Origin of the sequence: Phyllobacterium zundukense, from assembly GCF_025452195.1 — a bacterium.
GTDB classification, from domain to species: domain Bacteria; phylum Pseudomonadota; class Alphaproteobacteria; order Rhizobiales; family Rhizobiaceae; genus Phyllobacterium; species Phyllobacterium zundukense_A.
This window is the reverse complement of the sequence record NZ_CP104972.1, coordinates 322,914-345,548: the sequence shown is the minus strand read 5'-3', so window position 1 is coordinate 345,548 and position 22,635 is coordinate 322,914. Positions and strand designations below refer to the sequence as shown.

Here is a 22,635-nt window from a genome sequence, read left to right as displayed (position 1 = left end):
CATCCCTTTGTATTGAAGGTGAACATGCTGGACCCTCGATAGTTCCACTCGGACTGCCATGAGTGACATGTTCGAGATCGAGTCGAGCAAGCTCGCTGTGGAGCGCGCCGACGCCCCGACGAAAACCTTTGCGCAGCAGATGGTCGCTGATCATCAAAAGACCACGGATGAAATGAAACAGCTGGTTGAGGGTGGCAAGGTCAAGGCCGCGCTTCCGACCTCCATGTCCAAAGTCGCGGAAAGCGGAGAAGGCGGTATCCTGCGTATTGATTGCGGTGAACCGGAAGAAGGGCTTGAGAAGAAGACTTTTTCCAGGTTTTTGACGAACGTAAGCGGGCTTTTCTCTATCAGGACAAGTCTGCCGATGGAAAAATAAGCCGCTTTAACAAATTTGTCTCCAAGGATCAGTGACAGGCCTCTGTTCGCCCCTGGGATTTCGTTGGAACTATTGGAAGAACGCGGTTTGTCTTTGCCTGACATCTTGGCCTCCGACCCATTATGTTCCATAAATGAAATGAACAGCCGCAGACGTGATCTCGGAAACTAACCGATATCGACCGGGAGGCCGAAAACTAAAATATTGGGGGTAAAACAGGGTGACGCTCAGCGCCTGACTCGACAAACGGAATTGCCCCTATTTCGCATATGTAACCTAGTCCGGACCACATCATTTACGTTGAAGTTTTTTTGTTCCACATTTAGGTTCCTCGGGAACTCTCAAGTCGTTAAGGATGCCTAATGGCGAACAGACGTATCGCGGAAATGGTTCTCGAGAGCGCGATCGACTACGCCATTATCACTGCTGATCTTTCCGGCAATGTCACCTCCTGGAGCACCGGCGCTGAGATGATCTTTGGCTGGGCCGAGGATGAGGTGTTGGGACTGCCTGCCGATATCATCTTCACAAGCGACGACCGTGCGCACAATGTCCCCGGCAAAGAATTGGCAAACGCGCTGCAAAACGGCCGGGCGACTGATGAGCGTTGGCATGTGCGCAAGGATGGCTCCAGGTTTTGGGCAAGCGGTGAAATGCTGCGACTTCACGATGATGGTGCTGCAGAAGGCTTTCTCAAGATCGTTCGAGACCGAACGCAGCAAAAGCGGGCAGAGGAGCTGCAGTCGATGTTGAGCCAGGAACTGAGCCATCGGTTGAAGAACCAGCTGGCAATGGTCCAGGGCATCGTCAATCAGTCTCTACGCCGAGCGGATAACATCGAGGCCGCCCGCCTTTCGATCAGCCAGCGTCTTGGTGTTCTGGGACGAGCGCACGACTTGTTATTGACTGGATATGGCGAACGGATCGCAGTTCGTACCTTGGTCGAAAGGGCTGTCAATCTCGATCAGGACGGGCGCAGCAGTCAGTTCAGTCTCGACGGGCCGGAGATACAGGTGGGTCCCCAATCGGCGTTGTCCTTGGCCATGCTGCTGCATGAACTTACAACCAATGCCTTCAAGTATGGCGCTCTCTCCACCGCGGAAGGCCAGGTATCCATTGAATGGGGGATCGCGGAAATGAACAAGGAACCAGCATTCAAACTTAACTGGAAAGAGAAGAACGGTCCGCCAGTTGTGAAACCCACCGTCGAGGGTCTGGGCACCAGGCTGGTAAAAAGCGGCATCGCGGGCACGCCGAACCAGGTCGATTTGGAGTATGCCTTTGAGGGGTTAAGATGTACGGTATTGGCGCAGCTTGAAGGATTCCAGGCCGACCCGTAGGTGTCGTATCTTCGCGTCAGTCACGAGCGAATGCTGCAATAAGGGAGCAGATCGTAATAGTGCGAATATCGGTAGATAGCGCATTCCCGGCATAGAGGATGCACGACAACTGCGGCCTGCCCGTCTAAGGCTTGACAATGCCTTCGCCCTGGAGCGCCACAATGGTGGCGTCGTCTTCCTGCCCCTCAAGGAGTGGGTTGTTGGGGCAACCGGCCCCTCCAGTTGATCAGGAGCAGTCGAGAAATCCGTCCCCGAGGAGCTCGCCGTTTTGAGCCCTTAGCGCGTTCCATCCTTCCCCGGCATCATGAGGCAAATCCCCTCGCACCCCGGTTTCGTCTATTTGGACGAGCAAGCGCTCTGCCTGCCGAATAAGCTCGTCTTGGCCGAGGCCGGCAGAATTCGCATCGGACTACACCGTCGCCCATTCTTTGTTCGGACAGCAGGTCTCGCACAGCCTCATCCGCCGATCCCGAAAACCGTGCTGCGATGACGATCATTCGAAACGGCCATGACACTCGCCATAATTTTAAAATCCAAACAACGACCGGGAACTTTTACCTCCGTCCAAAGTTCGTGACGCAATTCAACAGCGCGTACCAACCGCGACGACTGGAGGGAACAATGCAAGACCATTCTCAAAAAGAGACGAGATCTCGATCTGGTGCATCTGCTCATGGCGATCAGCCGGATGCTATTTCCGGGACTATAGAGACTAAGCCATCATTTGGTGATCTGAAGCGCAAGGCCACCGACGATCTTGGCACCGTAAAAGGCAAGGCCAAGGAGCAGCTGCAGGAGGCCTCCGGCAAAGTCGAAGAAGTCGCATCCAAGCAAAAGAATATCGCGGCCCGCTATGCTGCCTCGATCGGGACAGCCTTGGAAAAGGTCGGCGCAGAGATGCATTCCGGAGAAGACGCACAGGTAGGCAAGTATGCCAGGGAACTCGGCTCGACGGTAAAATCCTATGCGAAGGACATTGAGGACCGTGAATTCAGAGAAATTGCAAATATGGCGGAGGATTTCGGTCGTCGGCAACCGTTGACCTTTCTCGGGGTCGCGGCACTGGCCGGACTTGCAGCAAGCCGCTTTTTGACGGCCTCTGCGCACAGACAACCGACGGTACAACCGACTGACGCGGCGGCGATGAATCCCACCAACACGCAGCGATCGATGAAGGAGCAACGTCAATGAGCGACATCAATGAGAGCAGGCCATTGCCTGAGCTGGTCCGGGGGCTGGTGGCAGATGTTACCGGGCTGGTTCGCAAGGAATTTGATCTTGCCAAGACGGAGGCGTCCGAAAGTTTCACAAGGGCACTGGGTGGGATAGAGGTGCTGGTCATTGGACTGGTATTTGCTATCGGCGCACTGGGCGTTTTGCTGAGTGCTCTCGTGACCGGACTGACCGCCATTCTCGTCTCGCAAGGTTTCACTGAGCCGAGTGCCAACGCGCTCTCGGCGCTTATCGTCGCTGCAGCCGTGGGACTCATTGCATGGGTGTTGGTGTCAAAAGGCATCTCGGCTCTGCGTGGCAGTAACTGGAAAATGGAGCGTACCACCACTTCCCTCGGCAACGACGCTAACGTCATCAAGGAGAAAATGTCATGACCCTGACTGCCGATAAACCCAATGCCGCCGAGATCCAGCGAGATATCGAAAGCGATCGTCGGCGCATTGAAGAGCGAATTGACGCCATCCAGGCGAAGATATCTCCGGGCCAATTGATCGATGAAGTGCTTGACTACCTAAAAAGCAGCGGCGGTGGGGAATACGCTGCCAACTTGGGTAGCGCTGTGAAGGCAAACCCGGTCCCCATGGCCCTGATGGGAGTCAGCTTGGCTTGGCTAATGGCTGGACAAGGCAAACCGTCGAACCACGTCGACAAGGCCAGGGACTTGGATCAGTATCCTCTGGCAACCATCAGCGGCGAAATCCGTCGCACCGGACCGATCCAAGAAGAAGGCGGCATGTTCTACAGCCATTTTGCCGATGCGGCCGGCAGCCGTTTCAAGGCCCTGACCGATACAGCAGGCAAACGCGCCGGTTATTTCATCGATGAAACCGGCAAGAGCTACCGAGGTTTTGCAGATGCCGCTGGAAATCGGGTTACAAGCATCATGGATGAAGCTGGCACAATGCTGGACGATGCGTCCGGTTGGGTTTCCGACACGTGGCAGCACGTGAGTGACACGGTGCATGATCTATCCGAAAAGGTTACATCTACTTCCGCCGGTCGTGTGTTCCGGGATCAAACGACAAGGTTGAATGAGTCAATCCTGACGCATTTCAGAGACCAGCCCTTGGTAGGTGGCGCTCTCGCGTTCGCCGTTGGAGCAGCGATCGGAGCGGCTCTCCCCCCGACACAAGTTGAGGATTCTGTCGCGGGAGAGGCCGCGGAAGGGGTCAAGGACAGTATCTCGGACAAGACGGGAGAGATCCTCGACAAGGGCAAGGAGGCTGCGGCAGACATTTATGATCACGCTGCGGCGGTGGTCGATGACGCTTATGAAGCAGCAAGCGGACGAATAAAGGATGAGACGTCAGCATAACGGCAGGCACGCCGCAAAAAACGCCCGCGGCTGACGAGAGGTGGCGGAACGAAGGCACGGTCCAACCGTTGAGCTCAGCGAAGTAAGCCAGGAGGAAATCCGATGGGTATCGAACAAGCTCCAACAGAAAAAGGCAAGCAATCCGCGCGCGGATTGAGAAAGAGCGCAGCAGCGGATGAGAAGAAGGTCGAGTCACAAAAAGGTTCGGACCTTGCCAAAGGCGCAGATCGTTTTGAGGAACGTTCGAAAAGCTCCGACGGCAAAAGCGCGGGAAAAAAGCAGGGCCTTTGAAATGCAAGTCCGATGTCCGACGTGCATTTTGCGTCGGACGGCGGTTTATGGTTCTAGCAACGCCCCGTCTTCCTTCGATCTGATCGATCGGGTTTTCGTTACGAAAACGTTGGCCTGACGACCAAATCAGGTCATGTTGTTTGAGACGAATTTTGTTGTGACCGTGATCCTTATTCCATGCCGGATGTCCGTTTCGACCGAAGCTGCCGGAACACATGAGTAGCTGGGCCAAATGCCAACAGCCCTCGTCCAACTTCGCAAGGCGTGTTGCTATGGTATCGCGGCGGGGCGAGCGGTCATTCCTGGTCAGGAAAGGCGATCGTCGGCCGAAAGTCCAAGTGGCCTGCCTGGTATCCGACAGACGACATGCACAGCCGGACACCGACCTGCCGCGGCGTATTGAACCCGGACCATGAAAGCCACTTGGCGCAAGAGCGCATTATCTTTATCAGAACGGCAAGGAGACCCTCTACCGGGTTCACGGGACCTACGAGTCAAAACGAGAGTGACAGCGACGACGTTAATCCCGTCGAGGTTGGCCCCGCTCCAACAACAAACAGCGATCGGCGGTTCTTCCAGCAATTGGCGATCATGGGCCTGATTACGGAGCAAGAGGCTTTGGCCTATGTCCAGACAGAACGCTGCCATCCGCGTTCCTCGGCTTCATCGATCAGTTGCCAGCCGATCAGCGTTTCGACGCAAAGATGAAATTGACCGGCGCCAACTCCTTCGATCGGAATAATCCGTTGGTGAGTTCTTTTGCCGGAATGTACGGCATGGCGCCAGAACAGGTCGATGATCTCTGGCGGGCGGCTGCCGATCTATGATGCAAAACCAGCACAGGCCGCTATCAGCGGAAAGCCAAATAAGCCCTTCGAGTAACAGTGGTCACATACGTTAGCGCTGCAGCATTGTATTCTGCTCCGTGGTTGATCGGAGCAGGTGCCTATCATGACCCGGTTAATGCTTGAAGGGCAATTTGACCACGAATTGGGGCTCTACCTGCAAAATGGCCTCTGGTATTGGCTCGGGTGGCACCTCCTCCGGTCATAGCGAAAAGCGCCTTACGCCCATTTTGCGAATGACGATTTTGTCACACATACGGCACCCCGGAGCAGGTATATACTCTCAGTACTGACCGCAAGGCACCCTCAACCTTGACCAACATATCCCCCCGATTAAGCGGTCAGCCTAATTGAGCAGAGAGGTGGAGACGCAAACGCCTCTCTTTCCCTTTCCCTTTTGGAGAGGCCCATGCGGCCTCGCGATCATCTGGGGAGCACGCGCCTGATGTTCGACAAAATCCTTTCAGCCACACCGTGGGTGGGACTTGCACTGTTCATTGTGGGTATTGCGTATGTTGCCTACCACACCCCTTAGAAAACTCCCGCGATCATCGCGTGGACTTCCGATCGGCCTACGGATATCATTTTCCCATGATGGCGCATCCAATTCTCATAGCCGTTGCTGTGATCGTGCTCGCCCTTGGGATTGTGTTGGCGCTCTGCTCCCGGGCAGAATGAAACTCGGATGAAAGTTCTAGCGGCGGGATCTAGCTTTTCCCCCGACCCCGCCTAATCGATCACCAGGGAGGATATTCCCCGAGTTCCGCGTAAGTTGCGCCAGACCGAGCCATGGGCCGCGATCTTCTTTAGATGCCTCCACCAGCCCCGTAGGCTTTTGTGGTTCAGCCGCCTTGTTCTTCTCATCTTTCTTCCCCTCGTCGTTGCTCATGGAATTACCCTCCACCCGTTGGGAGAGAGATTTTAGCAAAATTGCGGACGGGGAAAAATCCGGACAAGACCTATGGCGGCACGGACCCGGAAACCGCGCATCATCGCATCCGGCGCCGCACTATAAAAATACACAGATGGTCGCGATGACGGCAATGGCGGCTAAGGGAGACATAAGCAAATCGGACGAGAGGTTGGGCTCTTAGAGTGCACAGCAGCTGTTGTCGGAGCCCCTATCGAAGCAACGTCCCCCTTCACTCCGATCGAGCGCAACTGGTCTGCTCGTAAGAAGTCAGCGTAGGTGAGGCTCGAAGGCCTATGAAACCTTCGAGCCTCTGTTGCCAGGTTTGTATCAAAGCCTGCCGGACAACGGCTCTCCAACTCGTGCTGCAGGCGTTGGTTCCCGTCAATATTGTAAATTTCGCAACATCATTGGCGATAGTGACGTAGGCTATCGCTTAGCCGTCTCTGCGTCAGTCGATTCCCGCTCCAGAAATGTTCGAGTGACTTCGCCAGCGTGGTCGGCAAGCCATTGCGCCATTGCCTCTTCTTCTGCCAAAATCTCTTCACAGACTCGTTGGGTCTGGGTGTCTCCGACAAAGCTGGCTGCCTCAGCAAGCATTGTATAGCTGGCGATTTCCATATGCTCGAAAGTATAGCTCGCCAATGAGCCCTTAACGACCTCATCGCTGACGAATATGCCGCTCAAGGATTGCCCTAATGCAGTAAGCTTGGCACCCGCATCCTTCATACCTGAGGTGTCAGTATTGCGACGCTCCAGACAACTTCGGATCATTTGAGCATGCCGTTCGGTTTCGCCTATATGTTTACTAATGCGCTCGCGAAGTTCCGGATAGTTTTCGAGACGACTTTGTTGTCCCTTGAGCATAGTAAGCGCTTGCTCTTCCATGGCGTGCGCATCACGCAGCCAGTCATTCAGCGTTTTATCTGCAGCAGTCATTGAATCTCCTCCATTCAAAAACGGCTAACAAAGGTAGGTTGAGATTGTTCCGCGTGCGATCAGGAATGTTCGGCGCGATGCTCAGACCTGTTGGCAGGTGCCGACCGCCTTTCTGGGATTTACTACCCGACTTAGTTTTTCGTCGGTGCTGATAGTTGATAGACTTCCGAATGATCTGCCACCTCGCGAAAGGCGGAGCGCAACAAAGCCGTCCCATCATCAGTCTCAATCTCTTCTGACAAACGTATTGCGCCTGTCTCGCCTTCCAGGAGCGTTTCGAGTAAATGCCGCCGCGACGACAGCTCAAGACCTGTTAGGTCGTGGCCATCGAAGTAGAGCAGATCAAAGGCATACAGAACCGCGTTGTGAGCCGCGCGCGTTGCACGCCGGCCGCCTAGATCCTGTTGCAGCAGGCCAAAGTTCGGCACGCCCTTATCGTCAGAACGACAGCTTCCCCATCAATAATGAACCTCGCAGGACTGAGGTACTGTCGATCCGCGTTCTGTAACCGGAGAACCATAGCGTGGGCGATCACTTCACTTTAAGCGACTACCCCGAGCGGTGGAACGATCTATATTCGCTTGTGGGTCTAATCGCGGTTGAAAACAGTTCCTGCGATTGGCTCGTATTTGAGATGTTCCGCATCGCCCCGAAATGGGACCGATATGACGCATCCGGCCTTTACTACGCTCTACGAGCCGAAGCCGGGCAACGTGACATGACGTTGACGGTACTCCCGGATCGTATGAAAGCGCCGGAGGAACTGGAATTGTTTGCAAAGATCAAGAGTGCCTTCGACAGGCTCGGCACACAGCAATGGCTTTGTCCACACGCCTTGGTCAATGCTCCATAGCTCTGGAGAATTCGTTCCCATGGATGGTGCACGCTTGCATCCGCAAATAATGCCAGATGGTATTTTAGCCCAAGCTATGGCCCTGATTGAGGAGTTGCAGATTATCAACCGGGATTTGAATGTGCTTTGCGATGAACTAGAGAACCTGCCCTCTATGAAGGTTTAGGTCTAGCCCCGACCGGCCCCCGGCTTCGGGCCTATCTCGATTTTCACCTCGCCCTTCCGAGTGCAGGCTGAGCAGCGGAACTTGTTTTCTAGCTCCTGCACCGTCATCGTGTCCGGGCTCTTTGCGGCCCGGCTGATGACCTTGGGGTCGAGGAGGACGGCGTGGCGGCATCTGGTGCACGTCACTTTGAGAACTTGCCAATCGGAAAAGTCTTGAAGGCGCATTGCGAGTGGAACTCCAGAATCTAATGCTCGCAACACTCGGCAAAATTACCGCTGTTCGCAGGCTTGGGCAATCAGCCGGAAACGGGTTTTCCATTTATTTTCTTGGAGAGGAGATCAGGTGGACAATATCAAACCAGTGCAGATTTGATCACATCAACCTGTTGTTATTCGACGCATGAGTTGAAGACGTGGTCCAAGTGTGCCTGGCTATCGCGAATATCTGTACGAGGCGCGTGGGTGACACGAAACGTGCTGCTGGAAAGCTTGCCAAGTGCGGAAGAAGAGCCGTTGCTGCTCTACCGGAGCATTGAGCGATGCCATGGAAAGTTAGTTCCGAGATCAGGATCTCATTGGAAACGAAGACGGGCTGTGCCAGCGGCCGGGTTGCGTCCCGGCCGCCGTCACAGAGTTCAGCGTTTAGCTTTGTCCGCCCTTGCGACCCGCTTCGCGAGCGCGTTCGGGATCGTCCGCGAAGTTTTCTCCCCGCTGCCCGTCGTTTTGACCTTCTTCGGCCGTTTGTTGCCCACCTTCGCGGTCTCCACCGGACTGTTGATTGGATTCCCGATCCCCGCTTGCTTGCTGTCCGCCTTCTCGACCTGCCTTGGCTGACCTCTCCGGATTGCTGGAATTGCCTCCAGACTGCTCACCCCCGCTTCGACCGGCCTCCGCTGCGCGTTGCGGATCATTCTTGAAGTTGCCACCGGACTGCTTTCCACCTTCGCTTGCGATTTCCCGCTGCTTGTCGTCATCCATAGATGCAAAACCGCGATTCGAGGTATCGCCCTGTTGGCTACGTTCATTGTTATTCGGCATAGTTTCCTCCTGTTGCTATTAAATTCCCCGTTGCTGCCCAACCAAAAGCCAAAGCAAAATGTTCCTGATTTGTGTTGGACTGTGCGTTAGCGGACAAACTTTTGATGTACCTGAGTGCGCACGCAATTGTGGTGCTCCAGAAAAGGCGCGGCTTGGATTGGTCGCCGACGGAACTGAAATTGCGAAGGTGAATTCGGATTGTGTTGTCGGGGGGGATTGACCACTCGGCTACAGGGGCGCGGTATTGTTGGTAGACCTCAACGCCGGGGCCCCAACACTCGGATGCCCACTTCTCCCCGGCGCAACGCGCAAGGCCATTGGCGAGAAAATCTATGCAATGTGCGCTCGATGCGGCAACGCTTTTCCCGATACACGGTTCGAAAGTTGTAAAAAAGCATAGACCTTTCTCGACAGAGACTCGGCACAAGAGGTGGCGATCATGGATGTGAAAAAGACTCAGCGATGAGCGGACAGACACGATTACCTTCCTTGAAGGCGGAAGGCATGGTCGATGAAACCCGATCGACCTCTATCAAGGCCATGCGCGACACCATGTTTGTGGAACGACTGTTGCAGCTTATGAACAACGGGCAGCCGCCTGAAAACCAGGATCAAGAAAGTCGTCCGAACTCAGGACTTCCCCGGCCATGACAACGGTCAGGTTGGTCCCTCGTGCGACAAATACCGCACGATGTCCTACCTTGGGATCTCTATTCTTAGTCATCTGTCCACGGTTCGTGTGTTTTGCGACGCTTACGAACGCCTGGCGCATTCGGCGGCACCTTGGATGGGAACGGCACCTGCGCCGGTCTAAGGCGAAGTCGCGACACGCGTTGCCCACTTGCGCACCCCATTCCAACTCGCCCGGGGACCGTGTCGCGAAAGCGCACAACCGTCGTCTAGTCCGGAGGCGTCGTCGCCGTAAGCCGACGGGTCCGATCATCACCATAGTTTTTCAAGCCATCCTTCGCGGCCCGTAACCGGATCGGAGAGCGGAGATACCAGGTTATTCATCTGCGCAAGCATGGCGGCAGTTGGCGCTTGTTGACACAAATCGGCTATCTGATTGGGAGGATACGCGCCAACAACAAGAAAATCGGGGTTTGCCTCCAAGCAGCAGTGGCCTGTGCCCACAGGAAGCACAAGCACGTCACCCGCTGTCACACTGAGCTCTTGCCCCTCGGGTCCGCCAAGCATGAGCCGCGCTTTGCCGTTGGCGATGCCCAGGACTTCGTGTGCCGTCGAATGATAGTGATGAAAAAAATAGACACCATCGCGCCACCGGGGCGGCCAATCATTGCGCCGAAACATGGACTCTAGCGCTGCCGCAGCCTCTTCTGCCTCTGCGACCATCGCGTTGTGGTAGATCAGTACCGGGAACCGCTGGTGGTTGGGCACCCAACCGTTTCGGTCAAGGTGCAAGGTTTCGGCTTGCCGATGGTCGGCCGCAGGTCGGTCATGGTGAACTCTCCAGGGACGGAAACATCAGTGATGCGCGTGTTCAGCGTTTCGCTTGCAGGTTGCTGCAGCCTTCTTTGCTGACGCCGAACGCTGCTCGGCTGATCGATGCGCCGAGGCCGCGCCGCCGATGCGTCCACCCTTCTTCGAGGATTCGTGCGTGTCCTTCTTCCCGCGCCCCGATCCCGACGTGTTGCCGCCGCCGCTTTCCTTATTGACTGTCGCCCATGCGCGGCGTTCCGCTTCACTCTCGGACATGCGACGTTTTTCATAGCCTTCGGCAATGTGATCCGCCTTGCGTTCCTGCTTGTCCGTGTATTTGGATTTGTGACCTCGTGGCATCATCAGCCTCTTGCTCGATTTCGCCCTATCGCTTTTCAAAGCAGAGGAAATGAATTTGTTCCGCCGCAAGCTCACAGGGCCCCATTTTCATCAAAGTTTACGCATGGCGGAACATTGCAGGTGAACTGTCGTTGTCCGGAAGATCAATAGTTTACGGATTGGGCGAGGGAAACTGAATGCAACGCAATGGGCGATTAGTTCTTGATGCGGTAACCGGTTACGCCATCGACATGCTCAATGCCAGCGGTAGCGGGCACTCGAATTTTTTACGTTCAACAGCTATCATCAGAATTTGCACGACGGTGCTGGCAAGGACATACCCCGGCCGTTAAGCCGTATGCAAATGCGCTCTCGCAAAAAGTTTCCCAAGTGATGCTCCAAAGTTCGTAACTTGCAGGTCACGATCCGTAAGTCGTTCTTGGAAGGAAAGACTATGGCAAGCGATCAATTGCCTCCGATACGTAATCATTTGCTGTCGAGGTTGTCCGGGGAGGACAAAGCCCTGCTTTTGCCTAAAATGCGCATCGTGCCGCTAAAGCTCGGACAGGAGATCGAGATCCCCGCACAAAAGCTTGAACGCGTCTATTTTCTTGAAAGCGGTATCGCCTCGATGATGGCGAGCTTGCCGCGCGGTCGCGATCTGGAAGTCGGTCTATTCGGCAGAGATGGAATGTCCGGCTCTTCGCTTCTTCAATATGACGACCGCAGTGCATACCGCACGGTAGTACAAATGAATGGAAGCGCCCTTCGAATCGACGCATCCGATTTATTGGATGCAGTGCGCGCCAGAGAATCCATAAGAATATTGCTTACAAGATTTGCGCGTGCGCTTTCAATCCAAGTGGGGTCTACAGCGATAGCCAACGGACATTCAAAGCTGGAGGATCGACTGGCCCGATGGGTTTTGCTCGCGCACGACAGGGTGGACGGTGATAGCATGATCTTCACGCATGAACATCTTGCCCGCATGCTAGGCGTGCGGCGATCGGGCGTTACTGTTGCTCTACACATTCTGGAGGGAAAGGGGCTCATCCGTTCCAGGAGATCGCAGATCATAGTTTTGGACCGCGCAGGCTTAATGGAACTTGCGGACGGGGCATACGGCTTGGCCGAAGAGGAGTCCGTTCGTCTGACCGGGTGGTCGTTGCGCTAGAAAAGTTTGCCAGGCGGATGGGTGACACACAGAGGCAGAAATAGGGCAATACACCAAGGGAAGAGGTCAGCTCATGGCCGTTCGGCAGGTTATCGGACGAGAAGGGCTTGATGTTTGAAGCGCCGCTTGGGTTGAACAAATTCGCAAGGGTTGGCAATTGCCACCTTCAGCCTCGGTGATTTCTCCGCCGTTACAAAAATCCCACTAGTTTGTTATCGCCAAGCGGAACAATCGTCGTCCGGCGTGGTTCCTTGCTCACGCGCCACATTGGGTGGCGAATACTAACCTGAGGACAAAAGCATGGTAACAAAAACGTTGGACAATTTATTTCACGAGACCCTGAAGGACGTCTACTACGCCGAACGGAAAATTCTCAAAGCGTTACCGATGATGGCGAGAGGCGCAGAATCGCCGGAGTTGAAGGCGGCTTTCGAGAAGCACCGTGATGAAACGGAAGTCCATGTAGAGCGCCTGCAGCAGATTTTCGCGATATTCGGAAAGCGCGCGCAAGGCAAAACCTGTGATGCGATTGAAGGCATCATCGCTGAAGGTGAAGAAGTCCTGGAGGATTTCAAAGGCCAGCCGGCTCTTGATGCAGGATTGATTTCCTCAGCTCAGGCAGTCGAGCATTATGAAATGGCCCGGTACGGTACATTGGCTCGTTGGGCGGAGGAACTCGGCATAAGGGACGCGACGGCACTTCTGCTGCAAACCCTCGAGGAAGAAATCGCCACCGATGCCGCGCTGACCAAGCTCGCCGAAACCGGCGTAAACAGCAAAGCCCAAAACGCAGCTTGATGTCAGGCGTGCTCACTCTGCGCAATGAGCGCGCCTCCTCATCAGAGCGGGGGGACTCCCATGCCATTATTTCGTTTTGTTTTTCATGAGGACGTCGTTCTTGAAGACGTAAAAGGGATTGAGCTGCCGGACTACGAACACGCGCTGGCGCAGGCAAAACAAGCGGCACAGGAAACCATTGTTGATAGCGTTCTCGAAGGACGCGACCCAACCAGCTGGGTCGTTCGCGTCTATAATGAGCCGGGTGATCTGATCGGAACGATATTTTTGGCGGATCTACTAAAAGCGGATCCGCAGGCGCGACATGGGAACTGATGACGATCAAGGGGCCATATCGTGCCCTAAGCGAAATTTGGTGCGATATCGCACCAACGGTCGGCGGGCCGGAACAGTTTTCCTCAGCCGGGGTTCATTGGCTACTGGGACTTTCCCAGTGAACATGGAGGAAAGAAATGCCAAATAGTCAGGACCGCAAATCAAGCAGCAGCAAGGGTGGTTCAAAAAGCTCGAGCGACAAGCAGGACAAGAGCGGGTCATCGAGCAGCGCATCCGACAAGCAATCGAAAGCTAGCGAGGGCAGCAAGAATCGCTAGCCTCATCATTCAAGCAAGGTGGCCCCTGGGCCACTTTGCGTGGTGCTGGAGATCAAGCTGGCCCACGCCGCCACAGCAAGCACCGCTCTCAATTGCACTATGAGAGCCGACGATGCTGTTCTCACCACAAATGACCCAGTAATGTCTTTGTTCACCACTCGAGAAGCTGAAATGTTCGATAGCGTACAGTTCAGTTCGACGGAGGAACGAGTTATATCTTCGACGCATTGTCCTCCCATCAAGAGAGGACAAGACATGGTTGCAATTGATCCCGTTTATGAAGATTTCCAGTTGGAAACTAACTGCAGGGCGGAAATCATTACGCTTGTGCCGGCGTTAAGAGCATTTGCAAGGTCATTCTATCGGAAACCTGATGAGGCAGACGATCTTGTCCAAGAAACGCTCAAACGCGCTCTAGGGTCATTGCATCAGTTTACTCCCGGGACGAGCATGAAGTCATGGTTGTTCACCATCATGAGAAATACTTTCAATACGGCGATAAAGCAGCGACTGAGGGAGGTCACAGGCGGCGAAAATGATATCGCTGAAAACGGACCCTCGCGGCCGGCATCGCAGGAATGGACTATTCGCGGCCATGAACTTGAAACGGCTTTGCATCAACTCGATCCCGATTTCCGGCAAGCAATCATGCTGGTTTGTGTCATGGGGGCGAGCTACGACGAAGCTGCGGTCATTTGTGATTGCCCCGTTGGAACCATCAAAAGCCGAATAAACCGGGCTAAGATCCATCTCTTGGAAATGTTGGGTGAAAAGTCCCGTGAGGGGATTCTGGAAGCGCCCCAACACCCGGGGTGGCACCACGCCTCACATCGACGGCATTAGTGGCCAACGTCGACGTGTCACGCCGCAACAATGAAATGCAAGGGTCCAGTACGATGGTATCCAGCTCCAGGGCCAAAAAGGCACCACGCATCTCGGAAATGCCCGATATGGAAGCTGGACGAGGCCGTGCCGCCGAGGGTCCGTCGGAAATTCCACCACGAGGATGGAAGGATGTTCTCTTCAGAGTCTACCGTTCGTTGGAGCAAGATCGGGTCATGCTGATAGCGGCAGGCTCCACATTTTATTTGCTTCTTGCCTTGTTTCCTGCACTCACCGCTTTCGCATCGTTGTACGGTTTTTTGGCAGACCGCAGCACGATTGCAAACAACATATCAGTTCTCGCTGGCATTCTACCCAATGACGCAATTGATCTGATCCGAGCGCAGCTGGAAGCTCTTGCCACACAGGATGTCAAATTACTCAGTCTCGGATTCTTCCTCGGGCTTTCGCTGGCCTTGTGGAGCGCGAACAATGGCGTCAAAGCCATATTCGAAGCATTGAACGTCGCGTATGGACAAAAAGAAACCCGCAGCTTCTTGAGATTAAATCTGATTGCGTTCGCTTTTACATTCGGCAGCATATTTTGTGGAATTATCTTAAGTATCGCCTTTAGCGTCATTTCGCCTATGTCGGCAGGGGTTGGGCAGGATGGCTGGAGTGGAATTTCAGTCGGTATCATACGGTGGCCTTTGATCGCCGTGGTTGTCGTCATCGCGATTTCGGTCATTTATCGCTTTGGTCCGGACCGGGAACAAGCAAAGTGGCGCTGGCTTTCGTGGGGAGCCGTTCTTTCGGCGTTGGTCTGGATTGTTGCCTCGGCGGCTTTCACCTTCTATCTTGCCAACTTTGCCGACTATAACGCTACGTACGGCGCATTGGGCGCAGTAGCCGGCCTGATGATGTGGACATGGATTTCGTTAATCATCCTCATCCTTGGCGCAGAACTGAACGCCGAATTGGAGCATCAGACTTCAATCGACAGTACCACAGGAAAGCCGCTTCCCATGGGTGAGCGAGGCGCAGTGGTCGCCGATACCCTCGGTGAAACTGCACCTGACTGATGAGCACTCCGTTTTCGGCGGCATTCATAGGAAGATAATCTGCGGAAAAGGGCAGGAATGTGCCCCTATGAAGGTTGGCAATACCCAGGATTGTCAGGCGGTTACGGGCACTTTCTTGCGGACTGGTTCATTTTCGCAAACGGCAAAGGTGGACTTGCCCTGGATTGCCTTCAAACGCCAGTCACCGAGTTTAACATCGACATTCAAAACGCTTTTTAAGTTACTGGTATCGCTAATGGAAGTCATCAATCAGCTTAGCATTTCGGGGATTTGGTGTGTGCGAACGCCATCGGTGCCACCCGACGTTCCGGGTCAGCCAAAATCTTGAAAAGCGCAGCAGCAAAGCCTGCTCAAAGAGTGGACCTGCAAAACAAGAGACGGACGTGGTTGCCAACCCCGTTTCGTCGGTCGCGAAATCAGATTGTGTTGGCGATCAGCGCTTCCCTTCCGCACGGACGCGGAGACGAATTCCATCGCGCAGTTTTGCTCCCGATCCGCGCTCTATGCCACAGCCAATGCGGGCGCGAGATTTCTCTGTACCCTATGGCACATCGATACGATCAAAGTGCATACATTGCGGCTTTAAAGGAGAGATGGGAACGCAAGATCGTACTTATCCGGCGCAAAGACTTGATAGAGGATGCCTCGAACGATAACGATACGGTTCAATATGCTACCCGGAGGATATCGTGGCAACAGGTACTGTGAAATGGTTCAACGCAACCAAGGGTTTCGGTTTTATCCAGCCTGATGACGGCGGCGCTGACGTCTTCGTCCATATTTCTGCCGTCGAGCGCGCCGGTATGCGCAGTCTGAACGACGGACAGAAGATTAGCTACGAGATGGTGCGTGATAACAAGTCGGGCAAAATGTCGGCCGATCAATTGAGCGTAGGTTAATCGTCCGAGCCGAACAGCAAAACAGCAACGAGGCGGGATCTCAGTGCCGCCTTGTTGGGCTTCTGTAGGCAGCGGCCGTTCGTAGTCTCATACGGCCTTGGTTCCTCGCAACATCCGACCTACTGCGATGAGAATGCATGCTCCGATAAATCCGGCGAGCAGATAGCCGAGCCAGCCCGTCAGGATAACGCCAAAAAACGAAAGCAACGCGTTGGCTAAGATGGCCCCGACGATTCCCAAAATGACGTTCATGATCAGGCCTGTGTTGCTTTTCATAAACATCTCAGCAAGCCAGCCTGCCAAGCCACCTATGATGACCGCGGCAATCCAACCAATTCCGGCATTTTCCATTTCGAATTCTCCATTTGATACGATGTCAAAAATGCAACCCTGAAAGGAAGGATTTGTTCCGGAAGAAAAGGATGCGTCATGAAACGCCAATCGGTTGGATCGCCAGCCTTTTCGTTCGCAGGCTTGGATTTGACAAGTGGCTGCTATCCCTCAATCCTTCACGGAGCGATCGTCCTGAACGTCGACGTCAGGACGATCACCGCCGCCCCAGATACTTGCCGCGAAACATCCTCAGCTAACTTGCAACTGATCCAGGGTGTCCTCACCCGCTTGAGTGACCGAAAGGATCTTGGCCAGCCGCCCCGTGCGCATCAAAGGGGTGAGCAAAGTGTATCGGAATTTTTCGTTTTGCTGGATCGTGGTTGCTCTTGGAACGTCTGAACAAGGCGATGCAGGTATTCGAGTTTGACGATAACCGGCGAGGACAAGACGAATGGATACGAATCGGATTGACCCATGCTGCGCTGGATGGAATTGATTGCGATACTAAGGGGGACCCAGGTGCGCACAAGCTGTTCGGCGCTATCGGCCTGATAAGGATCAAATTCGATTGATGCTGCCATCGCCAGATGCTTCGGCGGTCTTGCTGCGATGCCAAATTCGCGTGCGGTCTCAAGGCTGTCAACGATATGGGTATAGTGGGCGAAACACTCGGCAAAGTCCTCCCACGAATGGGAGCTTGCGTAAGCCGAGACGAAGCTTTCCTGCCATCCCGGCAGGGGACCATTGGCATAATAGTGCTGGAGAGCTTGTTCATAATTTGCCCGCTCATCGCCAAACACCGAGCGGTAGTTCTCCAGCTCATTGCCGTCGCGGACAAGTTTGTTCCATAGGAAATGACCGCTTTCGTGACGAAGGTGACCAAGCAGCGTCCGGTACAGTTCATACACCGATTGCCTCGCCTCCTCACGCGTTGCATCATCAGCCTCGGCGGCACGAATGGTGATCAGCCCTTCATCGTGGCCACTCATTGCGGGCACAAGCATTCCACTGGGAAGACGTTGATCTTCGAGGAAATCGAAAACCAGCCCGCCAGTGGGATCCTCAGTGCGATCGGGGTGGGGAAGATTCCAGCGCAAAATGGAATAGAAGAGGTGCTGCTGCGCCCGACTGATTTTTCGCCAATGGTTTAGGCCCTCCGAAGTCTGGACAGACGGCACAAGGCGATTATGACGGCAAGACAGGCAGAAATCCCGGTTCTCAGAGGGTTCGACTAGCCAATTGCAAACGTCAAAGGTTGCGTTTGCGCACATGCGCACTTCCGACCTTTCGCCTGTCACAAATCGCCACGAACCGTCAGCCTCTGAGCGGATGGCGCACATTTTCATACTCACAGGTTCGTAGACCAGCCTGCATTTGCATTGAACGCATTGGCGACTATCAAAAAAGACAACATTTTTGCAATTGTCGCAGGTGAAGAGGCGCATTGAAGACTGCTTTTCATCTCAGTGGGTTTGGAATGGACCGGTGCGATCCCGAAACGGTAAAATGAGTGGATAGTTCCGAGATGTTAGCGGGTTTGGTTTGAAAGCAGTGTGGCGTTGGCTCCGCTGATCGCCGTGGAGAACTTTTCGAACTGCATCCTTGGTTCCATGCACGCATGAAAATAAATTCGGAGCGATCCGCGCATCCTACGGGAACATTGGCAGTAGCGGGGGGTTGTCACTCCACTGATCGATCATCGGTCACATAAGGAGGCACCATGAAACGTATAGCAATTGCGCTCGGCGCTCTGTCGATCCTGTCTGCGGCGCATGCCCAGGATGCAGCAAAGCCTGCAACTGATACGCAAACGCCTGCGGTCGCGACTCCAGACACAAAAAATCCGGCAGCCCCAGTTGCAGGGGCCAACAGTTTCACCGAGGGCCAGGCCAAGGAACGCATCGAGGCCAGGGGCTATTCTGATGTCGGCCCTTTGGTGAAGGGTGAAGATGGCATTTGGACTGGCACGGCGATGAAAGACGGCAAGTCTGTCGAGGTAAAACTCGATTTCCAAGGCAACATTGTCGAAGCCGCCAAATAACTTTTTCAGCAAGCACTAACCAGGAGGAACTATGCAAACTGTCACAGGACTATACGACAATCACGAAGATGCCAAAACCGCTGTCAACGCGCTTGAGGACGCAGGGATTTCATCGTCCAATATCAGCATCGTCAGCCGCAGTGGCACAACTGATGAATCCAACGCAGGCGAGGGTGCTGCAACCGGGGCCGGTGTCGGCGCCGTCGTCGGCGGCGCAGGCGGGCTCCTGGCGGGCCTTGGCATGTTGGCCATCCCGGGTGTCGGTCCCGTTGTTGCCGCGGGCTGGCTTGTCGCTACCGCGACCGGAGCGCTTGCTGGCGCTGTCGCCGGCGGTGCTGCCGGCGGCATCATCGGCTCCATGACGAAGGCAGGCGTAGATGAAAACGACGCTCACGTTTATGCAGAAGGCGTCCGGCGCGGCGGCACGTTGGTGTCTGCCCGAGTGGACGATGACCAGGTCGATATTGCCCGTTCCGTCATCGATGCCAGTGCTCCCGTGGATCTCAATACACGACGCGCCATGTATCGAGAGGAAGGTTGGCAGGGCTTTGACGAAACCAGCGCTGATTTCACCGAAGAAGAACTGGTGCGGGAGCGGGAGCGAGCCCGAGATTACCGTCCGATGGCTTAAAATGCGATCGCAAACAAAGGGAGCGCTTTTGCGCTCTCTAAGCCCCTCGAGGCTCTCCGAGAGGGCGTCGTTGATCACACTCAACACGAAAAATCGAATACGTAAATCGTGTGGAGGGTGCGGACATGCGCGGTCTTTAGGTGCGCCGGACCCGTCAGAGCAGCTAACAATGGATAAGTAGGAACAGTATATATCCAGGCAGGAACTATGCCGAACTCCCGTGCGGTTACCAAAGACTCTAGCTTTTCTCGCTCCCGTCCGGGGAGGGGATGCCGGGAGTTACAGGCCGCGGGGGGCGGGGAGGAGACGATTCACCACGGCCGGGGTTCAGAATTTGGATCGCCAAGCTGCAATTTGCCTGTTTCCAGTGGCATTAAATTGGGCCAAAAACGGCAATGTGTATGATAGCGCTAATGATGGCGTTGTCTGGGTCGTCAACAGCTTGCGGTTGTTCATTAAAAGTTTAATTTATGCAGTGCAGCAACGATTTCGCAGTTGCAGCATTATCTCTTTTGCGAGGGGAACTGTGGATGTTGTCTGAAAGCTAACACGATGCGGAACATTGCCGACACGATAAAACGACTCAACGCCAGAAATACATTTGCCGACCCGTCGAACACGGCTACCAATGCCGTTCTCAATCCACTCCAGGATTTTGGCTCCAATCCCGGCAACCTTCGTGCTTGGCTATACCTTCCGGGCGGCTTGCCGGCCGATGCGCCTTTGGTGGTCGTGCTGCACGGCTGCACGCAGACGGCAGCGGAATACGACATCGGCTCCGGATGGTCTCAACTTGCCAAAAAGCACGGATTCGCCGTGCTCTATCCCGAACAGCAGCGCTCCAACAACCCGAACCTGTGTTTTAACTGGTTTGCCACCGCGGACACCACGCGCGGGCATGGAGAGAGCCTGTCGATCAGCCAGATGGTGTCAACCATGTTGAGAAGGCATTCTCTGGACCGAACGAGAACCTTCATAACCGGCCTATCGGCCGGCGGCGCAATGACCGGCGCAATGTTGGCAACATACCCTGAGCTGTTCAAAGGCGGTGCAATCATCGCTGGCCTCCCGTATGCCACGGCCACAAACATCCCTGAAGCGTTCGATCGAATGCGCGGACACGGCCTGCAGAAGAGTGAGGTACTTGCAGATCTCGTTCGCCGTGCGTCCGATTACAAAGGGCCCTGGCCGTCCCTTTCCATCTGGCATGGAACAGCTGACATGACAGTGGATCCGATGAACATGGAAGCCATTATCGCTCAATGGCATTGCCTGCATGCGATCGAAAGAGACCCGGCCACGACCACCGTCGATGGACATACAGTGCGCAGATGGCGCAATGCTGACGGTGTCGCTGTCATTAAAGCCTATTCCATAAGGGGCATGGGACACGGCACTCCAATCAAGGCCACAGGACGCACAAGCGCTGGTACCGCCCGGCCCTTTATGCTGGATGTCGGCATTTCATCGACATGGCATATCGCCCAATCATGGGAGCTTATCCGAGATGACGCCGTGACCCAGGAAGTCGTTCCGTATGCGCCAGCGCCGCAAAAACCTCTTGTTGAGGAGAACGGCAGCCGTTCTGTTGGCATGGTGATCGAAAAGGCTCTGCGGGCAGCAGGTCTGATGAAATAATACCAGGTGAGTGATCGAGCAGAAGTGCCTCCAGTTGGCGCTAACGATGCGCTGCGTTTATGACCGCACACGCATCAATGCGGGAAATGTGAGACCCGGCACCATGGACTGAAGAGACCGTTGACGCCGAGTCTCCGCTGGTCGAAGGACTAACCAGCATGCCAATAACCAACCAACCAGAGCAACGTTCCATTGATCGGTGAGGCACGACGCGGGTCCCGGCCAGTACGTGCCTCTATAGCGTCACAACCAAAGCCCGGCGGTCCCGGAACGCAATTACCGGCGGCGGAGCCTGTCTGGCCTGACGTGACGCTGCGGAAGTTCCTTGTCTGCCGGTACTGGACCCAAGGCAAAGCCTCTGCTGAGGGGAACAACATTGCCTTCACGCAGGAAACATATCCGAGTCTGGCCAGCACGAATGATGAATTGCATCATGGACGCTATTGCCGCTGTCGTGCGATCGGTGGTTGGTTTACCAAGCCGACAGCATTTTGTAGAATCTGGCCAAGGAGGGAGTGCGGGAACGCGATCATACCCGCATATTATCGCATCCGGTGCCGTACTATAAAAAATAGCCAAACCATAACCATGACGGCAATGGCGGCTAATGCATACATAATCCCACTAGCGGAAAACATATCAGCTGAAATGGTCGTCACTGTTCCAGTCCCCGCTCACTGGCTCGTAAAAAGGTGAGGCCCGCCGCTAGGAAATCCCAGGGGTGGGCTAATTGCGACGAGCCTCTGTCAGGAGAGGCTTATATCTCCGACGAAGCCTAGAACCGTCTCGCGGCGCCAATGTTCCGGCTGTGTACGATACTGCACAGAGCTCTATGCACAAGGGCAAGGCTCGGCCGCGAGGTGCACAGAAACGTCCGAGCCTCTGTCGGAGCAACGCTGAATCGGGATGAATAAGATTTGGCATATCGCCGAACTCGCCGAACTTGATGAAAGTGGCACCGTCGCCATACGTCCTTTGTCATGGTGAGAGCTCCTCCAAGGCATACCACTGGCATCGCCCATGAAGCCGACTTGGTAGAGGCGTTGGGAAACCGAGAATCCGTTGGATTGGGTTCGGCTCAGCGGTCGCTCTTGATCGCCTGCTTGGCCTCAACACTCTTTGAAAAATTCGTTTCAATCGCATTGGACCAATGCTCGCGCGGCTTCGCGTGTCAATCAGCGAGTCGATGCGGATGAGAAGGTCTGGCGTTCCGCCGCTGGCCAAAACCTCCATTGTCTTGGCGTTGTATTCGCGATCCTCGCAGGAATAACGATCTTTGGCTTGCGCAGCACCACGCCTTCCAACTCGCCCGCACTCTTATAGTTCCGGTCACGCTTTTCAGACCCGGCGAAGAGTTCGGCATCCTTCCGAGCCAAAAACGCGACCATGAAGACGATCTGAAGATCGTCTACGAATTCGATCCCTGGCCGGCTCATTGAGCCGGCATTTTCCTTTTCGGGTGCCGCTTGCGAGCGGCAGGCGGCAAGGGAAGCTTCGCCGCGGCTGGAGCGGCCGATTGGCACAAGATGCAGATCTGCAG

The 22,635-nt window shown here is 54.8% G+C and carries 26 protein-coding genes and 1 pseudogene; 19 read left to right on the top strand and 8 right to left on the bottom strand.

Annotation, left to right across the window (positions count from 1 at the left end):
• Nucleotides 1–55 precede the first annotated feature (55 nt).
• The 6 genes and pseudogenes from N8E88_RS09100 to N8E88_RS09075 all read left to right on the top strand — a co-directional run.
• Nucleotides 56–244: pseudogene (locus tag N8E88_RS09100) on the top strand (DUF4142 domain-containing protein); the annotation flags it as partial.
• A gap of 494 nt (nt 245–738) precedes the next feature.
• Nucleotides 739–1,716: a sensor histidine kinase gene (locus N8E88_RS09095; protein ID WP_262292236.1), complete on the top strand. Its 978-nt coding sequence runs from the start codon at nt 739–741 to the stop codon at nt 1,714–1,716.
• Between the two features lie 621 nt (nt 1,717–2,337).
• A complete protein-coding gene (locus tag N8E88_RS09090; RefSeq protein ID WP_262292235.1) occupies nt 2,338–2,907 on the top strand; it encodes a nutrient deprivation-induced protein in 570 nt (189 codons plus the stop codon).
• Nucleotides 2,904–3,323 carry a phage holin family protein gene (locus tag N8E88_RS09085; RefSeq protein WP_262292234.1) on the top strand — a complete coding sequence of 140 codons (420 nt, stop codon included), beginning with the start codon at nt 2,904–2,906 and terminating at the stop codon, nt 3,321–3,323. Before N8E88_RS09090 ends, N8E88_RS09085 begins: the two co-directional genes overlap by 4 nt.
• Entirely contained in the window at nt 3,320–4,264 is a 945-nt protein-coding gene (locus N8E88_RS09080) for a DUF3618 domain-containing protein (RefSeq protein ID WP_262292233.1), read from the top strand. The genes N8E88_RS09085 and N8E88_RS09080 overlap by 4 nt, the downstream gene beginning before the upstream one ends.
• A gap of 102 nt (nt 4,265–4,366) precedes the next feature.
• Nucleotides 4,367–4,555 (top strand): hypothetical protein, encoded by a 189-nt coding sequence (locus N8E88_RS09075; protein WP_262292232.1) that lies wholly within the window; start codon nt 4,367–4,369, stop codon nt 4,553–4,555.
• A gap of 2,184 nt (nt 4,556–6,739) precedes the next feature.
• On the opposite strand, the gene N8E88_RS09070 is transcribed toward N8E88_RS09075, so the two are convergent.
• Both N8E88_RS09070 and N8E88_RS09065 read right to left on the bottom strand, forming a co-directional pair.
• On the bottom strand, nt 6,740–7,249 hold the full coding sequence (locus N8E88_RS09070) for a ferritin-like domain-containing protein (RefSeq protein WP_262292231.1): 510 nt from the start codon (nt 7,247–7,249) through the stop codon (nt 6,740–6,742).
• Between the two features lie 131 nt (nt 7,250–7,380).
• Complete coding sequence (locus tag N8E88_RS09065; protein ID WP_315975238.1) at nt 7,381–7,677, bottom strand: ATP-dependent DNA ligase; 297 nt, start codon at nt 7,675–7,677, stop codon at nt 7,381–7,383.
• A gap of 95 nt (nt 7,678–7,772) precedes the next feature.
• Here N8E88_RS09065 and N8E88_RS09060 point away from each other — a divergent pair, with 95 nt between their 5' ends.
• Complete coding sequence (locus tag N8E88_RS09060) at nt 7,773–8,102, top strand: hypothetical protein (protein ID WP_262292230.1); 330 nt, start codon at nt 7,773–7,775, stop codon at nt 8,100–8,102.
• A gap of 19 nt (nt 8,103–8,121) precedes the next feature.
• Complete coding sequence (locus N8E88_RS09055) at nt 8,122–8,268, top strand: hypothetical protein (protein ID WP_262292229.1); 147 nt, start codon at nt 8,122–8,124, stop codon at nt 8,266–8,268.
• Between the two features lie 641 nt (nt 8,269–8,909).
• Here N8E88_RS09055 and N8E88_RS09050 read toward each other — a convergent pair.
• Entirely contained in the window at nt 8,910–9,305 is a 396-nt protein-coding gene (locus N8E88_RS09050; protein WP_262292228.1) for a con-10 family general stress protein, read from the bottom strand.
• A gap of 504 nt (nt 9,306–9,809) precedes the next feature.
• On the opposite strand from N8E88_RS09050, the gene N8E88_RS09045 reads away from it, so the two are divergent.
• Entirely contained in the window at nt 9,810–9,956 is a 147-nt protein-coding gene (locus tag N8E88_RS09045) for a hypothetical protein (protein ID WP_262292227.1), read from the top strand.
• A 291-nt stretch (nt 9,957–10,247) separates the two neighbouring features.
• Here the strand turns inward: N8E88_RS09045 and N8E88_RS09040 are convergent, their stop codons facing one another.
• Nucleotides 10,248–10,703: a cupin domain-containing protein gene (locus tag N8E88_RS09040; protein WP_315975237.1), complete on the bottom strand. Its 456-nt coding sequence runs from the start codon at nt 10,701–10,703 to the stop codon at nt 10,248–10,250.
• Between the two features lie 87 nt (nt 10,704–10,790).
• The gene (locus N8E88_RS09035; RefSeq protein WP_262292391.1) at nt 10,791–11,105 is read right to left on the bottom strand and encodes a plasmid stabilization protein; all 315 of its coding nucleotides are present in this window, start codon (nt 11,103–11,105) and stop codon (nt 10,791–10,793) included.
• A gap of 433 nt (nt 11,106–11,538) precedes the next feature.
• On the opposite strand from N8E88_RS09035, the gene N8E88_RS09030 reads away from it, so the two are divergent.
• The 7 genes from N8E88_RS09030 (at nt 11,539) to N8E88_RS09000 (ending at nt 16,452) form a co-directional block, all read left to right on the top strand.
• Nucleotides 11,539–12,258 carry a Crp/Fnr family transcriptional regulator gene (locus N8E88_RS09030; RefSeq protein ID WP_262292225.1) on the top strand — a complete coding sequence of 240 codons (720 nt, stop codon included), beginning with the start codon at nt 11,539–11,541 and terminating at the stop codon, nt 12,256–12,258.
• Between the two features lie 300 nt (nt 12,259–12,558).
• Complete coding sequence (locus tag N8E88_RS09025; RefSeq protein ID WP_262292224.1) at nt 12,559–13,056, top strand: YciE/YciF ferroxidase family protein; 498 nt, start codon at nt 12,559–12,561, stop codon at nt 13,054–13,056.
• Between the two features lie 60 nt (nt 13,057–13,116).
• On the top strand, nt 13,117–13,371 hold the full coding sequence (locus tag N8E88_RS09020) for a DUF6894 family protein (RefSeq protein ID WP_262292223.1): 255 nt from the start codon (nt 13,117–13,119) through the stop codon (nt 13,369–13,371).
• A gap of 137 nt (nt 13,372–13,508) precedes the next feature.
• The gene (locus N8E88_RS09015; RefSeq protein WP_262292222.1) at nt 13,509–13,649 is read left to right on the top strand and encodes a hypothetical protein; all 141 of its coding nucleotides are present in this window, start codon (nt 13,509–13,511) and stop codon (nt 13,647–13,649) included.
• A gap of 255 nt (nt 13,650–13,904) precedes the next feature.
• A complete protein-coding gene (locus N8E88_RS09010; protein ID WP_262292221.1) occupies nt 13,905–14,492 on the top strand; it encodes a sigma-70 family RNA polymerase sigma factor in 588 nt (195 codons plus the stop codon).
• 98 nt (nt 14,493–14,590) lie between these two features.
• Nucleotides 14,591–15,553: a YihY/virulence factor BrkB family protein gene (locus N8E88_RS09005; RefSeq protein WP_262292220.1), complete on the top strand. Its 963-nt coding sequence runs from the start codon at nt 14,591–14,593 to the stop codon at nt 15,551–15,553.
• A 689-nt stretch (nt 15,554–16,242) separates the two neighbouring features.
• Nucleotides 16,243–16,452 (top strand): cold-shock protein, encoded by a 210-nt coding sequence (locus N8E88_RS09000; protein ID WP_262292219.1) that lies wholly within the window; start codon nt 16,243–16,245, stop codon nt 16,450–16,452.
• An 87-nt stretch (nt 16,453–16,539) separates the two neighbouring features.
• Here the strand turns inward: N8E88_RS09000 and N8E88_RS08995 are convergent, their stop codons facing one another.
• Both N8E88_RS08995 and N8E88_RS08990 read right to left on the bottom strand, forming a co-directional pair.
• Nucleotides 16,540–16,803, bottom strand: a complete 264-nt coding sequence (locus N8E88_RS08995; protein WP_262292218.1) for a GlsB/YeaQ/YmgE family stress response membrane protein — start codon at nt 16,801–16,803, stop codon at nt 16,540–16,542.
• 311 nt (nt 16,804–17,114) lie between these two features.
• Entirely contained in the window at nt 17,115–18,230 is a 1,116-nt protein-coding gene (locus N8E88_RS08990; RefSeq protein ID WP_262292217.1) for a zinc-binding metallopeptidase family protein, read from the bottom strand.
• 275 nt (nt 18,231–18,505) lie between these two features.
• Here N8E88_RS08990 and N8E88_RS08985 point away from each other — a divergent pair, with 275 nt between their 5' ends.
• The 3 genes from N8E88_RS08985 (at nt 18,506) to N8E88_RS08975 (ending at nt 21,095) form a co-directional block, all read left to right on the top strand.
• Nucleotides 18,506–18,826 carry a PepSY domain-containing protein gene (locus tag N8E88_RS08985; RefSeq protein WP_262292216.1) on the top strand — a complete coding sequence of 107 codons (321 nt, stop codon included), beginning with the start codon at nt 18,506–18,508 and terminating at the stop codon, nt 18,824–18,826.
• Between the two features lie 31 nt (nt 18,827–18,857).
• Nucleotides 18,858–19,457 (top strand): general stress protein, encoded by a 600-nt coding sequence (locus N8E88_RS08980; RefSeq protein WP_262292215.1) that lies wholly within the window; start codon nt 18,858–18,860, stop codon nt 19,455–19,457.
• A 552-nt stretch (nt 19,458–20,009) separates the two neighbouring features.
• Nucleotides 20,010–21,095: an extracellular catalytic domain type 1 short-chain-length polyhydroxyalkanoate depolymerase gene (locus N8E88_RS08975; protein ID WP_262292214.1), complete on the top strand. Its 1,086-nt coding sequence runs from the start codon at nt 20,010–20,012 to the stop codon at nt 21,093–21,095.
• A gap of 1,175 nt (nt 21,096–22,270) precedes the next feature.
• Here N8E88_RS08975 and N8E88_RS31515 read toward each other — a convergent pair.
• The gene (locus N8E88_RS31515) at nt 22,271–22,531 is read right to left on the bottom strand and encodes a hypothetical protein (protein ID WP_315975236.1); all 261 of its coding nucleotides are present in this window, start codon (nt 22,529–22,531) and stop codon (nt 22,271–22,273) included.
• Between the last annotated feature and the right edge of the window lie 104 nt (nt 22,532–22,635).